Source organism: Arthrobacter sp. H-02-3 (genome assembly GCF_003097355.1).
GTDB lineage: Bacteria > Actinomycetota > Actinomycetes > Actinomycetales > Micrococcaceae > Arthrobacter > Arthrobacter humicola.
On the sequence record NZ_PYUI01000006.1, the window covers coordinates 15170 to 30244 of the forward strand.

The 15075-nt window shown below is 67.7% G+C and carries 12 protein-coding genes; 5 read left to right on the top strand and 7 right to left on the bottom strand.

The genetic code is table 11. From position 1 onward, the window contains the following. Positions 1-21: 21 nt before the first annotated feature. A complete protein-coding gene (locus C9424_RS07750; RefSeq protein ID WP_116766466.1) occupies positions 22-678 on the bottom strand; it encodes a response regulator in 657 nt (218 codons plus the stop codon). After that, positions 675-2045: a sensor histidine kinase gene (locus C9424_RS07755; protein ID WP_116766319.1), complete on the bottom strand. Its 1371-nt coding sequence runs from the start codon at positions 2043-2045 to the stop codon at positions 675-677. Before C9424_RS07755 ends, C9424_RS07750 begins: the two co-directional genes overlap by 4 nt. A gap of 188 nt (positions 2046-2233) precedes the next feature. Here C9424_RS07755 and C9424_RS07760 point away from each other — a divergent pair, with 188 nt between their 5' ends. Beyond that, positions 2234-3343, top strand: a complete 1110-nt coding sequence (locus tag C9424_RS07760) for an ABC transporter permease (protein WP_116766320.1) — start codon at positions 2234-2236, stop codon at positions 3341-3343. A gap of 45 nt (positions 3344-3388) precedes the next feature. Further along, positions 3389-4165 (top strand): ABC transporter ATP-binding protein, encoded by a 777-nt coding sequence (locus C9424_RS07765; protein ID WP_116766321.1) that lies wholly within the window; start codon positions 3389-3391, stop codon positions 4163-4165. Positions 4166-4198: 33 nt separating this feature from the next. Here the strand turns inward: C9424_RS07765 and C9424_RS07770 are convergent, their stop codons facing one another. The 5 genes from C9424_RS07770 to C9424_RS07785 all read right to left on the bottom strand — a co-directional run bounded on the left by C9424_RS07770 (position 4199) and on the right by C9424_RS07785 (position 10298). Then, complete coding sequence (locus C9424_RS07770) at positions 4199-5647, bottom strand: phytoene desaturase family protein (RefSeq protein WP_116766322.1); 1449 nt, start codon at positions 5645-5647, stop codon at positions 4199-4201. Beyond that, a complete protein-coding gene (locus C9424_RS07775) occupies positions 5640-7109 on the bottom strand; it encodes a glycosyltransferase family 87 protein (RefSeq protein ID WP_116766323.1) in 1470 nt (489 codons plus the stop codon). Before C9424_RS07775 ends, C9424_RS07770 begins: the two co-directional genes overlap by 8 nt. 270 nt (positions 7110-7379) lie before the next feature. Continuing rightward, positions 7380-7520 (bottom strand): hypothetical protein, encoded by a 141-nt coding sequence (locus C9424_RS21645; RefSeq protein WP_202615810.1) that lies wholly within the window; start codon positions 7518-7520, stop codon positions 7380-7382. A 714-nt stretch (positions 7521-8234) separates the two neighbouring features. Then, positions 8235-8819, bottom strand: a complete 585-nt coding sequence (locus tag C9424_RS07780) for a histidine phosphatase family protein (RefSeq protein WP_175460367.1) — start codon at positions 8817-8819, stop codon at positions 8235-8237. Continuing rightward, positions 8820-10298: a CCA tRNA nucleotidyltransferase gene (locus C9424_RS07785; protein WP_116766324.1), complete on the bottom strand. Its 1479-nt coding sequence runs from the start codon at positions 10296-10298 to the stop codon at positions 8820-8822. Positions 10299-10469: 171 nt separating this feature from the next. On the opposite strand from C9424_RS07785, the gene C9424_RS07790 reads away from it, so the two are divergent. From C9424_RS07790 to C9424_RS07800, 3 genes are all read left to right on the top strand, one after another. Next, a complete protein-coding gene (locus tag C9424_RS07790) occupies positions 10470-11018 on the top strand; it encodes an NUDIX hydrolase (protein WP_237563354.1) in 549 nt (182 codons plus the stop codon). 60 nt (positions 11019-11078) lie between these two features. Continuing rightward, entirely contained in the window at positions 11079-13145 is a 2067-nt protein-coding gene (gene murJ, locus C9424_RS07795) for a murein biosynthesis integral membrane protein MurJ (RefSeq protein ID WP_116766467.1), read from the top strand. A gap of 171 nt (positions 13146-13316) precedes the next feature. Then, positions 13317-14936 (top strand): ABC transporter substrate-binding protein, encoded by a 1620-nt coding sequence (locus tag C9424_RS07800; RefSeq protein ID WP_116766326.1) that lies wholly within the window; start codon positions 13317-13319, stop codon positions 14934-14936. Positions 14937-15075: the final 139 nt, after the last annotated feature.

Below are 15075 nucleotides of genomic sequence, written 5' to 3' on the forward strand. Positions count from 1 at the left end.
AACTTCCCCGCATGACGCCGGCTAGGGCCTCCGGATGATGCGCCGCTGCGTGGCCACGGCGATTGCGGCGGTGCGGTTGTCCACGCCGAGCTTGCCGTAGATGTGGACCAGGTGGGTCTTGACCGTTGCCTCGGAGATGAAGAGCTGCTTCGCGATCGCCCGGTTTCCCATGCCCGTGGCCAGCAGTTCCAGCAACTGGATCTCGCGGGCGGACAGGGCCGGCTCCGGGTTCCGGATCCGGCCCATCAGCCGGGCCGCGACCTCGGGGGCCAGCGCCGTTCCGCCCGCGGCGGCGGACAGTACCGCCTGGCGGATCTGCTCGGGCGGGGCGTCCTTGAGCATGTAGCCGCTGGCGCCGGCCTCGACGGCGGCGAGGATGTCGGCATCGGAGTCGTAGGTGGTAAGGATGAGCACCGGCGGCGCGGGCTGGCCGGTTTCTCCGGCCTTGATCCTGCCGGTGGCGGTGACCCCGTCCATGCCCGCGCCCATCTGCAGATCCATGAGCACCACGTCCGCGGGCTCGCCCAGGGTGTGGAGCCTGGCCAGTCCGGCCAGGGCGGCGCCGCCGTCTGCTGCCTCGGCCACGACGGTGATGCCCTCCAGATCACCGAGCATGGCGCGCAGCCCGGCACGGACCACGGGGTGGTCGTCCACGAGGAACACGCGGATGTTGTTCACTGCCATCGCTCCTTGACGGGCGCGGGCCCGGCGGCGGAACGGTTGGCTTCGCCCAGGGGCAGCCGGATGGCCACCACGGTTCCCTCTCCCGGGGCGGATTCGATGTCCAACCGGCCGTGCAGGGCCGCCACGCGCTCCCGCAGCGACGTCAATCCATAGCCGGAACCGTCCGGGCGGGCGGTCAGCGCCGCGGGATCGAACCCGGTGCCGTCGTCGTAGATGTCCATGGCCACGTCCGATCCCAGGAAGGACAGGGTGACGACGGCGGTACTCGCCTTCGCATGAACCCCGACATTGGCCAGGCTCGCTTGTGCGGCGCGGAGCAGGGCGGTCTGCAGCGCTGCGGGAAGGTCCACAGGCGCACCCTCGACGTCGAGGCGGCAGGACAGGCTCGCGCCGCGGGCGGCGGCTTCCGCTTCAGTCTTTTCACACAGCCGAAGGAGACTGGCCACGAGGGAACCGTCCTCAAGATCGGGGGATTGGAGGGCCCGGACGAAGTTGCGGGCCTCTGCAAGGTTGGCAGCGGCCGTGTCCTGGACTATACGGAGCCTTTCCCGGGCCACGGCGGGTTCGCCGTCGTCCAGGGCCTTCTCGGCCGCGCGCCCCATCAGCACGATGCTCGACAGGCCCTGGGCGAGGGTGTCATGGATTTCGCGGGCGAGCCGGCCGCGCTCGGCGAGCGTGCCGGCATCGTGCTGGGTCCGGGCAAGTTCGGCGCGCGTGCGGCGGAGCTCCTCCGCCGCCTGCCGCTGGTTATCCGCCTCCAGGAACAGCGCCCGGTAGGCCAGGCCCGTGACCACAGCGAAGGCTGCGCCGAACGCCGGCCCGAGCACCATGGGCAGCTGCAGCGCCATGCCGGCCGGCTCCGCACCGGCCTGCTCCGAAGGTGCGATACCGCCGTTGTGGAACCAGAGCGCCGCAATGACCAGAAGGGTGCTTAGGGCGATCGCCGGCAGCGCCAGCCGCCGCCGGAGCACGTGCAGTTGCAGGAAGAACAGCGGGAAAGCCAACCAGACGAAGTCGGCGCTGGTCCAGATCAGCAGGAGCCACAGGAGGCTGACACCGCCCAGCCACCAGCCGGAATAGGGCCTCGGATCGAACCGGGAACGCCCGGCGGCATGCCGCTTCTCCAGGATGGTACCCACGAGATAGAAAGCGGCGAGCAACAGGGCCAGCAGCAGGGTGATCCAGCCCGGGCCCGTGATTCCGCCGGCCACCAGCCGGACCAGCGCCACCAGGAGCAGCACAGCGAAACCGACGTGAAGGCTCACCCGCAGAACGCGCAGAATGACGGCCGCCCCGGTGGACTCGGTCTGACCGCTGTGACGTGTGCCGTCGTGGACCGTGTTGCCGGCGTCGCCCTCCATGCTTCCAGCCTAGTGCCGGGCGGGCGGCCAGCCTGCGGAAAACGGCGCGGCGACGGCGGAATCAACCATTTGGTTGATCGCAGAGCCGTCCTCACGGTGCGGCCGGTCCAGCCGGGCGGCCGATGTCCGGGAGCCGGGCGAAGGGAAGGCTGGAAGCAACGCCTCCTTCCTCACGAAAAAGGACAACCATGTATCTCGCCATCCGCGATATCCGCTTCGCCAAGGGGCGGTTTGCCCTCATGGGGGCGGTCGTCGCCCTCATCACGCTCCTGCTCGTCATGCTCTCCGGGCTCACCGCCGGACTCGGCAACCAGTCGACGTCGGCCCTCGCCGCCCTCCCGGCCGACCAGCTGGTCTTCGGCGCCCCGGCCGGGAGCGCACCCAAGGCCTCGTTCACCGAATCCGAAGTCACGCGCGCCCAACAGGCCGAGTGGGCGGCACGCGACGGCGTCGCCCGCGCCGACGCCGTGGGAATCAGCCAAAGCCGATTCCAGGCGCTGGGCGCAGGAGGCGTACCGGCACGCACAGCCAGTGTCGCGGTCTTCGGCACCGAGCCGGGCACCGGCCTGGCGCCCGCCGAACTGACGGAGGGAAGTGTCGCCGTCGGAGCCGTCCTGGCGAAGGAACTGGACCTCAGCGTCGGCAGCCGCGCCTCGTTGGGCGGCACCGAGCTCGTCGTGACGGCCGTCGTTCCGGAGCAGTGGTATTCGCACACCGGCGTCGTCTGGACCACGTTGGCCGACTGGCAGAAGCTCGCCCACGTCCCCGACCGGGGCGCCGCAACGGTGCTCGCCGTGACGTTTGGCCCAGGAAACTCTGCTGCCGGCGCCGGCGTGGATCTTGACGCCGCCAACGCGGCGGCGGGAACCGTCAGCACCACCGTGGACGGATCCTTCCAGGCCCTCGGCTCCTACAAGAGCGAGAACGGCTCGCTCCTGCTCATGCAGGCGTTCCTGTACGGCATCTCTGCCCTCGTGATTGTTGCCTTCCTGACGGTCTGGACGGTCCAGCGCACCCGGGATATCGCCGTCCTGAAAGCGCTGGGAGGGTCCGCCCGCTACATCCTCCGGGATGCCATGGCCCAGGCGGCCCTGGTGCTGCTGGCCGGCGCCGCGGCGGGAGGCCTGGCCGGGATGGCCGGCGGGGTCCTCGCATCCCGGGCCGCCCCGTTCCTCCTCACGCCGTGGACAACGCTGCTGCCGATCGCCGGAATCGTGCTCCTGGGCCTGGCCGGGGCTGCCCTCGCCGTCCGCAGCGTTGCGCGTGTGGATCCGCTCATCGCCCTCGGCGGCAACTGACCTGCCCACGCCCCGGCCCGTTATATTCCCAGAAAGGCATATCTGATGCATTCCACCCTGAACAACCCTGTCCGGAACAATACCGCCCTGAACCTTGTCAACGTCACACTGGAGTATCCGGACGGAGACGGCACCCTCAAGGCCCTGGATGATGTGAGCCTCAAGGTTCACGCGGGGGAGTTTGTCTCCTTGATTGGCCCGTCGGGGTCCGGCAAATCGTCCCTGCTGGCCGTCGCCGCCACCCTGGTCCGGCCCTCCGCCGGCCTGGTGGTGATCGACGGACAGGATGCGGGCGGGCTCTCCGACGCCGGACGGACGTCACTGCGCCGGGACAAGATCGGCATCGTCTTCCAGCAGCCCAATCTCCTGCCCTCCCTCACCGCGGTGGAACAACTGGTGATCACCCAGCGTCTCCGCGGCGGGGCCGCCCGCGCGGGGGCCGACCGCGCCGCGGGACTCCTGGAACGCGTCGGTCTCGGACAGGCCCTCGCGAAGCGGCCCCACCAGCTATCCGGCGGGCAGCGCCAGCGCGTCAACATTGCCCGGGCGCTCATGGGAAGCCCTGCCGTGTTGCTCGTAGACGAGCCGACGGCGGCCCTGGACCACGATCGCAGCGAGGCGATTGTCCGGCTGCTGCGGGAGGTTACGGACGAGTTCGGCGTGGCGACCGTCATGGTCACGCACGACACCGACTTCGTGCCGTTCACGGATGCCGTGGCGAGCATGCGCGACGGACGGCTTTCGGCCCCGCGCCCGGCGGCGGAAAACACGGCGACGAGTGTGGAGGACGCTGCGGCCGTGGAGGTGCCGCACTTGGGCTAGCGCCTCGTGTGGGCCGGGTTAACCGGGTTGGGGTTAGGGGACCCGGTGGCCGAGGTCCGGGACGCCTAGCCCGAACATGTCTTTCAGCGCATGGCTCGCCGCGTGGAAGCCGGGCATCCCGGTGACCCCGGGGCCCGGCGGGGTGGAAGACGAGCACAGGTACAGGCCGGGCAGCGGTGTCCGCCAGGGAACGCGGCTCAGCACGGGCCGGCGCAACATGCCGCGAAGGTCCATGCGGCCGGCACTGAAGTCCCCGCCGACGTAGTTCTCGTCATACGCTGCCAGCCCGGCGGCGGTCGTCACCTTGAACTGAATCACCAAGTCGCGGAATCCGGGCGCGAAGCGCTCCAGCTGCGCCATCACAGCCTCGCTCATGTCCACCGTGGAGCCCGACGGAACGTGGCAATAGGTCCAGAGGATGTGCCGGCCGGCCGGAGCGCGGCCGGCATCGAAGCGTGAGGGCTGGGAGACCAGCACGTACGGCCGGTCAGGATGCCGGCCGGACGCAACCTGGTTCTCCGCGTCGGCAGTCTCCGCCCGGGTGCCCCCCACATGGACCGTCCCGGCATCGGCAAGGCCGCCAGCCGCCCACGGAACCGGCCCGGAGAGAATGAAGTCCACCTTGCAGGCCGCGTTCCCGAAGCGGAAGGCCTCCAGGGCACGCCGGTAGCCCGCCGGGAACATGTCCCCGGCCAGGCCCAGCAGCGCGGGGGGCGCCACATCCAGCAGGGTGGCCCGGGCCGGGGGCAGCTCGGCGAGCGAACTGATCCGCGTCCCGGTCTCGATAACTCCGCCGTGGGCTTCGATGTCGGCGGTCAGCGCCCGGGCAATCGCGGCCGATCCGCCGCGCGGAACGGGCCAGCCGCCGACGTGCCCCAGGGCACCCAGCATCAGGCCGGCGCCGGCGGCGGTCACCGAGGGCAGCGGTGCCACGGCGTGCGCGGCGGCGCCGCTGAGCAGGGCCGGGGCCAGGTCCTCCCGGAACCTCGCATTCCACAGCCGCGACCCCTGTTCGAGCGTCCGGAAGCCGAACGCGGCGGCTGCCGCGGGGTGCCGCGGAATCCGCAGCAGCTGGTTCAGGGTCAGATCGGCCACTCCCTCCACCCCGCGCACAAGCGGGGCCATGAGGCGGCGGTAGGTGGCGCCGTCGCGGCCGAGTTCAGTAGCCGTGCGCTCCAAGGAGCGGTATGCCAGCGCCGCGCGGCCGCCGTCGAGCGGGGACCCGTAGGAGACGTCCGGTACCGCGAGGGTCACCCGCCGGGACAGCTCGAACCGGCGGAAGAACGGCGAGGCCAGGACCATCGGATGCACGGCCGAACAGACGTCATGGAAGTGGCCCGGTTCCATGAGTTCGGCGGTGCGCAGTCCGCCGCCGGGGGTGGGCGCGGCCTCGAACACCCGGACCTTGAGCCCGGCCCGCGCCATGGTCACCGCCGCTGCCAGCCCGTTAGGACCGGCACCGACGACGGCGACGTCAGTCACCTGCTGCGGCCTTCTGCCACGGCAGCAGGGACGCCGCGGGTCGGCGGAGATCCAGCCGCAGCCAGTCCGGGGCGCCGTTGAAGGGGCCGCCGTGGGGATCATCCACGCGAAGCCGCCGGATGACATCCGAGGACGGATCCCAGATGTCCCAAGCGACCCGAACCATCAGGTAACCGGTGGCAAGCATGTGGGCAACCACCGCCAGGACGTAGTACGGCATATCGATGTTGTGCTGGGTGGAGCCGCCGCTGGTGGCCTGCCCGAGGTACATCCAGATGGCGCCCCAGTGCAGGGCTTCGATGGCCTGCCAGATCAGGAAGTCCCGCCAGCGGGGCCGTGCGAGGGCGATCAGCGGGATCAGCCACAAAACGAACTGGGGCGAGTAGACCTTATTCGTAAGGATGAAGGCCGCCACGATCAGGAATGCCAGTTGCGCGATCCGCGGCCGCCGCGGTGCTGTCAGGGCAAGTACCGCGATCAGGACGCAGGCCACGAGGAACAGGTCCAATGCGAGGGAGTTGATGGCTTCGGCCTGTAGCTGGTTCCAGCCCAGGCGGCCGGCCACCAGGTTGAAGGCAAACCACGGTGAGCTGTAGCCGGCCGGACGCTCCTGCGTGAATTGGTAGAAGTATTTCCAGCCGTCCGGATTCGCGGCGGCCACGGGAACGTTGACCACCAGCCAGGCTGCGATCGCGGCACCGGCAGTGATCATGAGCGCCCGGATGCGCCCGGTCCGCAGTGCAAGCAGCAGGACGGCGCCGAGAATCAACACCGGGTAGAGCTTGGTGGCCGTGCCCAGGCCGATGAAGACTCCGGCGAGGATCAGCTTGTTGCGGGAAAAGAAATACATGCCAAGGGCCAGCAGGCACACGGCCCACATGTCCCAGTTGATGACGCCCGCCAGGACTATGCCGGGGGCCAGGGCAACCATCGCCGCGTCCCAGGACCGCCGCCGGTTCGTCCGTGCCGTGGCCAGGACCGTGATGATCCAGACGGCGGCGATCAGGGTGGCGTTGACGTCGAAGTACCCCAGGACCCTCGGGTTCCCCGTACCGGCGCCGGGTACCAGGAGCGCCGTGGCGCCTGCGATGAGTCCCATCAGCACGGGGTACTCAAAGAGAGCCCCCTGGGTGATGAACGGGAAAGCGCCGTCGCCAAGGCCCCGATTGCGGAACAGCTCCGGAAAATCCGAGTAGCACGTGGCGTAGAACTGTCCGGGGGTTTCCCAGCCGTTGGTGCGGCAGTAGTTCTTGAGGACAATGCCGGTCATGGCGGCGATGACGGTGAGGATCACGAGCACGCGGTCCACCGTGAAGAATCCGGGCGAAACGATCCCCGGCGCCGAGCGGTGGCCCAACGGGCCGCCTACCAGTTCCGTGAAGTTTCGGAGAAAAGGGTCGCTGCGGCTCGGGATGACCAATCGGACCCGTTTGCGGTGTTCCGGCGCCTTTGTCTCCTGCATGACCTTGAGCTTACCGGGGGCCGTTGCCGCTCGCCGCGCTCCGGCCCGGCCGGCACGTCGGTTCACTGCCAGAGCCGCGCCGGAGGCGCCCGCGGAGGGGCTTAAATGAGAGAGCCCGTGCGTCGCCGCACGGGCTCCCCGGGGTTGGGTTCCGATGTCAGCCATCAGCCCCTCCTTCGCTGCAGACAGTCCTGCCGGTCCGTGACTTCATCCCGGCGATTTCGTCCCTGTACGGGACCGCGGCGGAAGCGTCCGGTGTTCATCCGGGGCTTAGCGGAAGAGGCCGGCCTGGTGAATGGCGAGGAAGACGTCGTCGCGCTTCTGGTCAAGGAGTTGCCCGTTGAAGCGTGTTGACTCCTTGCGGGTCGGCTTCCTGGTCAGAAACAGGGCCTTGTAGAGCTTGGTCATCATGGTGGTCACCTCCTCTCGAGGGCTTGATCGGTGCGGCGGACTGGGGCGGTGGTTGCTGTGGTCACGGAGACCCTTCTGTCGGGGAACCGCCGGCCGGCCGGGGCGTCACGGAAATGACCGGGCCAAACTGACGGGCGGCAGTTCTTGGGCACAACAAATAAAGCCATATGTGCATTGAATTCGAATGGCACCGTCCGGGCACAACAATTAAGCGTGAAATTCCGGGGCTTTAATTTAAGTCGGAATTCCCCGGGTGCGGAGAGATATTCGATGGAGAATGGCCCTGGACGCGGTAGTGCCGCAACCCCAACAAGAAGCTGGGTTCCGAACTATGGGGGCGCTGCGCAACCGCGTGGTTCCGCCTGTTCAGGCTGAGGTCAAAAGGCTTCCCTCAGGGAAGCCCGCTGCCGCCGTCCCCAGGCTGCGTTACCTGGGAGGGATGGGCGGTTAGGAGACGGTCAGTCCAAAATTTGGGCGCGGTACAGCGAACGAGGCCGGGGTGGCGGTGGTGGAGTACATCCATCCGCTAGTCAAAGTAATCATCATTTTCCCAACCTCCTTTTCTGTCCTGCCGTGACTCCGGCTGACTGGCCGGGCGACGCGCGCCGTGACCCTGGCAAGTCGCTCTGGGGTCATGAATAAAAATACACTACGAATGCGGCAGTTGCCTACCGAATTCATAAAGTTTCTTGAAGTTTATTTTGTTAGGTGAATTTAGAGGCCCCAGCGCACGATTGCCGGCGTCTTCTTGTCCCATCCCAGCGTGCAAACTTTGGCGGTCCCCAACACGAAATGCCGTCCCTCGTGGGGGTCCAGTCCGAGCCAGCGGGCGGTCAGGATGCGGGAGAAGTGTCCGTGCGCGACGATCAGCACGTTATCCAGGCCCGATTCCAGCACGCGGGCCACGATCTTGTCCGCGCGGGCGGCGACGTCGTCAAGCGCCTCTCCGTTGGGGACGCCGTGCGTCCAGATCAGGTAGTCGGGGTTGTCCTTGCGGATGAGGTCCGAGCTGATGCCCTCGTAGTCGCCGTAGTCCCATTCGACCGCCAGCGGCTCCAGTTGGGCGTCGGGGTAGCCGGCGAGTTCGGCGGTCCGGCGTGCCCGGCGCAGCGGCGAGGTAAGCACGAGGTCAAAGTCGACAGTCTCGAGCACCCTGCGCGCCTCCACGGCCTGCTGCTCGCCTTCCACCGTGAGGGGCATGTCGGTGAGCCCGGTGTACTGACCGCTTTTGGACCACTCGGTTTCCCCGTGCCGCAGGATCCACAGTTGGGGGCGGGGGCCGTTGGAAGGTGCAATCACTTAGGACTCCTCGGTGGTGTAAGGTTCGGCGCCGGCGGGCGCCGCCTCGGGCTGGGCCGCCCACCATTCCCGCAAGCGGGATTCGGCGACGGCGGGATCGAGCGGACCGTGCTCCATGCGTTCTTCCAGCAGGAATTTGTAGGCGCGTCCCACAACCGGGCCGGGCCTGAGCCCGAGCAGGGCCATGATCTGGCCGCCGTCCAGGTCCGGGCGGACGGCGTCGAGGGATTCCTGTTCCCGCAGCGCCGCAATCCGGTCCTCGAGGTCGTCGTAGGCGAAGGACAGCCGGTCCGCCTTGCGCTGGTTCCGGGTGGTGACGTCGGAGCGGGTGAGCCGGTGCAGGCGTTCCAGCAGGGGCCCGGCGTCGGTGACATAGCGGCGGACGGCGGAATCGCTCCAGCCGGCCTCGCCGTAGCCGTAGAAGCGCATGTGCAGCTCGACGAGCCTGGCGACGGCCTTGATGGTGTCGTTGTCGAAGCGGAGCGCCTTCATGCGCTTGGCGGTCAGCTTGGCGCCCACCATGTCGTGGTGGCGGAAGCTCACGGCGCCGCCCGGTTCAAAACGGCGCGTGGCCGGTTTTCCGACGTCGTGCATGAGAGCGGCGAACCGCAGCACAAAATCCGGGCCGGGAACCGGGCCGTCTGTCCCCGTCTCCAAGGCTGCGGCCTGTTCCAGCACCTGGAGCGAGTGCTGGTAGACGTCCTTGTGGCGGTGGTGTTCGTCCGATTCAAGGCGCAGGGCCGCGACTTCAGGCAGCACGAGGTCGGCGAGTCCGGTGTCCACCAGCAGGTCCACGCCGGCCCGCGGGTGTGCCGCGCAAATGAGCTTGGTCAGTTCATCACGCACACGCTCGGCCGAGATGATGCTGATCCGCTCCGCCATCCGGGCCATCGCCTCGCGGACGTCCGGGTGCACCGAGACTCCGAGCTGGGCCGCGAACCTGGCGGCGCGCATCATGCGCAAGGGGTCGTCGGAGAAGGACGTTTCCGGGGGTCCCGGTGTGTCGAGGACGGAGGCGTGCAGGTCGCGGACGCCGCCGAACGGATCCACGAGCTCCAGCATGGGCAGCCGCAGCGCCATCGCGTTGATCGTGAAGTCCCGCCGCAGCAGGTCATCCGTGAGCGACGTTCCGAAGGCCACCACGGGCTTCCGGGATTCAGGATCGTAGGCGTCGGCCCGGTAGGTGGTGATTTCAATCTGGAAATCGCCCTTGCGCATTCCGATGGTGCCGAAGGCGCGCCCGATCTCCCAGTAGTTGTCTGCCCATTTCTTGATCAGGGCGACGGTCTGGTCCGGCGTGGCGTCGGTAGTGAAGTCCAGGTCGGGGGAGATCCGGCCGAGAAACAGGTCACGGACGGGCCCTCCCACGAGCGACAGTTCGTGGCCGGCGTCGACGAAGCGCTGCCCAAGCTCCAGAACCACCGGATCCACCTGGAAGGCAACGGTGTGGGAGTCAGTCTTGTGATGTGCGTGCGCCATAGTTACTTAAGCTTGTCAGAAATCCGCGCCAGCACCACACCGGAGCCTTCCGGGATCCGGCTGGTTCGTCACGATTGCGGACGAAGCACCGCAAGCCCAGTTTTCCGGCAGTCCATTTTCCGGCCATGTTTAGGTCATCAACAGCGGGCAAGAGTCGTTAGAGTGGACATCATGGCCCATCCCGTACCGAGCGCTCCCGGCAGGAGGACAAACGCACCGTTGCCGTCGGCAATAGGTGCCAATGTCGCGCCCGTCCAGCACTCGGGCCAGGCTTCCCTTCCCACCGTGGAGGAAATCTCCGCCGGCGGCGTCGTGGTGGACATGTCCGACGCCGAACTCCGGGTCGCGATTATCGCCCGCCTCAACCGCGGCGGCCGGCTCGAATGGTGCCTGCCCAAAGGGCACCCGGAAGGCAAGGAAAGCAACGAGGAAGCTGCCGTCCGCGAGATCGCCGAGGAAACCGGGATCGAAGGGAAAATTCTGGCGCCGCTGGGAAGCATCGACTACTGGTTCACCGTGAGCGGGCACCGTGTCCACAAGACTGTGCACCACTACCTCCTGCGCGCCACGGGCGGGGAACTGACCATAGAAAACGATCCGGACAAGGAAGCGGTGGACGTCGCCTGGGTTCCCATCCAGGAACTGGCGCGCAAGCTGTCCTTCCCTAATGAGCGCCGCATCGCGGATCTGGCCAGGGAAGTCCTCCCGGCGGACCGCTGAGGTTCCCGAGCGGCCGGTCACGGCCCCGGATAGCGACTAATGCCCCGCGCGGGTGAGACGATGAAGACGATGTCATCAGCCAAACCCGCCCCCGTTCCCTCCGGCCCCGCCGATTCCAAAGCTGTCCAGTCCGGAGAAGCCCGTTCCAGCGCCATCATGGCCGCGGGAACGCTCGTTTCGCGTTTTCTGGGCTTCGCCAAGACGTGGATGCTGGCGGCCGCCCTGGGTCTGGGTTCCACCGTCAATGACACCTTCATCAACGCCAACAATCTCCCCAACCTGATCTTCCTGCTGGTGGCGGGCGGGGTCTTCAACGCTGTTCTGGTGCCGCAGATCATCAAGGCCAGCAAGGCGCCGGACAAGGGAGCGGACTATATCAGCCGGCTGCTGACCCTGGCGGTGCTGGTGCTGCTGGTCCTCACGCTGGCGATCACGCTGCTGGCGCCGTCGGTCATTCAACTGACCACCCAGGGCTACTCGCCGCAGCAGAAGGCCCTCGCGGTGTCGTTCGCGTTCTGGTGCCTCCCGCAGATCTTCTTTTACGGCCTGTACGCCCTGCTGACCCAGGTCCTCAACGCGCACGGCGCCTTCGGGCCCGCGATGTGGGCGCCGATCGTTAACAACATCGTGGCGATCGCCGGGCTGGGCATGTTCATCGCCATCATGGGGGCGAACGCCGTCAACCCCCACACGGTCGACAACTGGGGGTCCTCCCAGACCTTGCTGGTGGCCGGGTTCTCCACCATCGGCGTCGTCGCGCAGACCGCCATCCTGCTCATTCCCGTGTTCCGGCTGCGCCTGGGCCTGCGGCCGCGCTTTGGCTGGCGCGGGGTCGGGCTGGGCCATGCCGCGAAGCTGAGCGTCTGGACCCTGGCGACGGCCGCCGTCGGGCAGTTGGCGTTCCTTTACGTCATGCGCATCGCAACGATTCCGGGCGGGGAACGGCTCCGCCTGGCACAGGCCGGGGACCCCGCGGCGGAAAGCATCCCCGGCAACGCCGTGCTGGAGGTGGCCAGCCAGCTGTATCTGCTGCCGCACTCCATCATTGCGCTGTCCCTTGCCACGGTGTTGTTCAACCGGATGACCCGGGCGTCGCAGGACGGCGACCGGGCTGCTTTGCGCAGCGCGCTCTCCCACGGTCTGCGGACCATGGCCGTGGCGACCGTCTTCGGCGCCCTGGCGCTCTTCGCGCTGGCCGGGCCGCTGGGCATGTTCTTCTCCGGCGGGGTGCGTCAGGACGGCGTCATGCTGGCCCAAACGCTCACCATCTTGGCTCTCAGCACCCCCTTCATGAGCGCCAACTTCATGATGTCGCGGGTCTTCTACGCCAACGAGGACGCCCGGACACCCTTCTTCATCCAGCTGGTCCTGGCGCTGGTCAACGTGGTGGCCGCGTTCGTTATCCAGTTCCTGCCGTTTGATCAGATCATCTTCGCCATCGCCATCCTCTATACCGGCGGCAATATCCTCTCGGTGATCGTCAGCGCGATCTTCCTGCGCCGGCTCCTGGGCCATCTGGACGGCCCCCGCATCGCCAGCTCCTACATCCGCATGGGCTACGCGGCCCTGGGGTCCGCCCTGGCCGGAGCCGTGGCCCTGTGGCTGCTGGGCAGTTACAACCCGGACGGCTTCGCCTGGAGCGACCGGATCGCCGCTCTGGTGACGATCGTCGTCGTCGGCCCCGTCATGCTGGCCGTATACTTCCTGTTGCTGAAAATGTTCCGTGTGACCGAGCTCCAGGACCTCCTGCAGCCGCTCCTTGGACGGCTCCGGCGCCGGGCAGCCCCGGCAGAGCAGGGCACCGAGCCCCGCGCCCAAGGGGCGGCGGAGGTGCGGAGGGTGCCGGAGCGGGCCACCGTCTCGGTGGACACCGGCCTGATTCCGCGAATTTCCGGCGAGTTCGATGCCGCGTCCTTCCGGGCCGGTCCCGACATCCCGGATGAAGATACGTTCCCCTACAGCCGCCAAGCCGGTCCGGAAGGCGGCTACCTGCCGGCCGAAGACCTGCCCAGCACCGCGCAAGGCGGTTTGGGCCGGGGCGACGTTCCCCTGCCGGGGCGCCGGACCTATCAGGGACCGGCCGGTCACAACCCCTATTTCCCGTTCAACCGGAAAAAGAAAAAATGAGCCCGGCTCCGTTTCAAACCGCCGTGCTCACGCGGCCCGGACAGAGCATCGGCTAGGATCGAAGACTAACAAGGGGAGTTGCGGACCAGCGGTCAACCGGCTTGCCGGAGGGCACAGGGTCGCTCACAGAGTGACCACGTCGGCAGGTCCCGGACAGTCTAGGAGGAGCCCGTGTCCCACCCGATCGATGTCGGATCAGTACTCGGTGGCCGCTACAAGGTCACTGCCACTGTACTGACCTCACATGACCAGGATCTGGTGCTGGACGGTGTGGACCAGGTGCTCAACCGTCCCGTGAGCATCCTCGTCGCCGGACCGGGCAACGCCGAGCAGGTGGCCCAGAGCGCCCGCGAAGTCGCCACGGGCGAACGGCCGGGCAGCGTTCAGATCCTTGACCTCGGCGTCAGCGATGCCACCACGTATCTGATCACCAACCACACCTCCGCGGCGGATCTGCTGGACCTTGTGGTGTCCTCCAACCCGCCGTACATCGAGCCCTTCTTCACCGATACCCTGGGCAGCGAGATCTTCGGGCAGGCACGCTCCCACGAACCCGAAACGTATGACGGACTCTACGACGACGAGGAAGTCGACGCCGGGTACATCAATTACGGGCACACCCAGCCGGTCGCAGGACACCAGCCGGCGCCCCCGGCCGCCCCGGCCGCCGGAATGCCGTCCCGCCCCGCGTCCGCACCCTCGTCCGGCGCTGCAGCAGCGGCAGCCGCCGGAGCCGCGGCCGCGGCTGCCAGGGCTCCCAAGGCCCCAAAGACTGCACCGCAGGAGACTGCTGCACACCACGCCAAAGAAACAACGGCGCCCCAGCCCGTCCAGGAGAGCGCAGCTCCCCGCCCGGCCGAGCCGGCAGCGCCGCAGCCCCCAACTGCCGCGGCTCCCAAGGTCTCCTTGTGGTCCGACGACGACTACGCCGGTACCGATCAGCAGGGCAACGGAATTCAGCAAGGCGTCGAAGACCACCAAGACAGCGGTGATCACCACGGCGCCGCCGCAGCCGCCTCCGCCGGACTGGCCGGATCCGGATTCAACAGCGCGGACCGCGCTCCTGGCAACTTCCCCGCCTCCGCCCGGTCCGCCGTGGACGAGGACGAGTACGTGGAGTACGACGACGAGCCGCGCCGGGAGCCTCGCTCCATGCGGTGGCTGGTTGGCGGCCTACTGGCTGTCGTCCTGGTGGTGGTACTCATCTTTGCGGTCACCAGTCTCGGCAGCCTTTTCAAGAGCAGCCCCCAGTCGAACGCCGGGTCCTCCTCCTCGTCGTCGACCAGCGCGCCGGAACAGTCAACGGGACAACCGTCGTCGACCGCCAGCGAGGCGCCCGCGGCCGGGCCGCCCGTCATTCAGGACGTGACGCGACTGGGCAACTTCGACTTCGCCGGAAACTACGACTCCGACCTCGTGAAAACCTTCGACGGGAACGGCGCGAGTTACTGGTCCGACATGGAATTCGCCACGGAGGACTGGGGTGGCCTTGCCTCCGAGGTTCCGCTCGTCGTCAAGCTGAAGGGCCCTTCCAAGGTCTCTTCCGTCACTCTGAGCCAGCTTGGTGCGTCCGGCGGCAACATCAGCGTCTACACCAACGACCGTCCTTCCCTGGATGGCGCGAAGCAGGTCGGCAGCAACAGCTTCACCTCGCCGGACCTGACGATGCCGCTGCCGGAACCGGTCACGGCGCAATACGTGATCGTGTCCATCAAGACGCTTCCCAAGCTCGCCGCTCCCAAGACCCGTTATGGCTACGGTCTCCGCCTGGCCGAGATCAAGGTGCAGTAGCGGACACTGTGCACTAGCGGGTGCAGTGCACTAGGGGACACCGTTCACTCGGGGACAGCGTGCAGTAGCGGGCCTGTCATCCGGGCGCCTTCTCCGGCCTCGGCCTCGCCAAACCGGTACCCTGAGTAGTGGCGTCGCT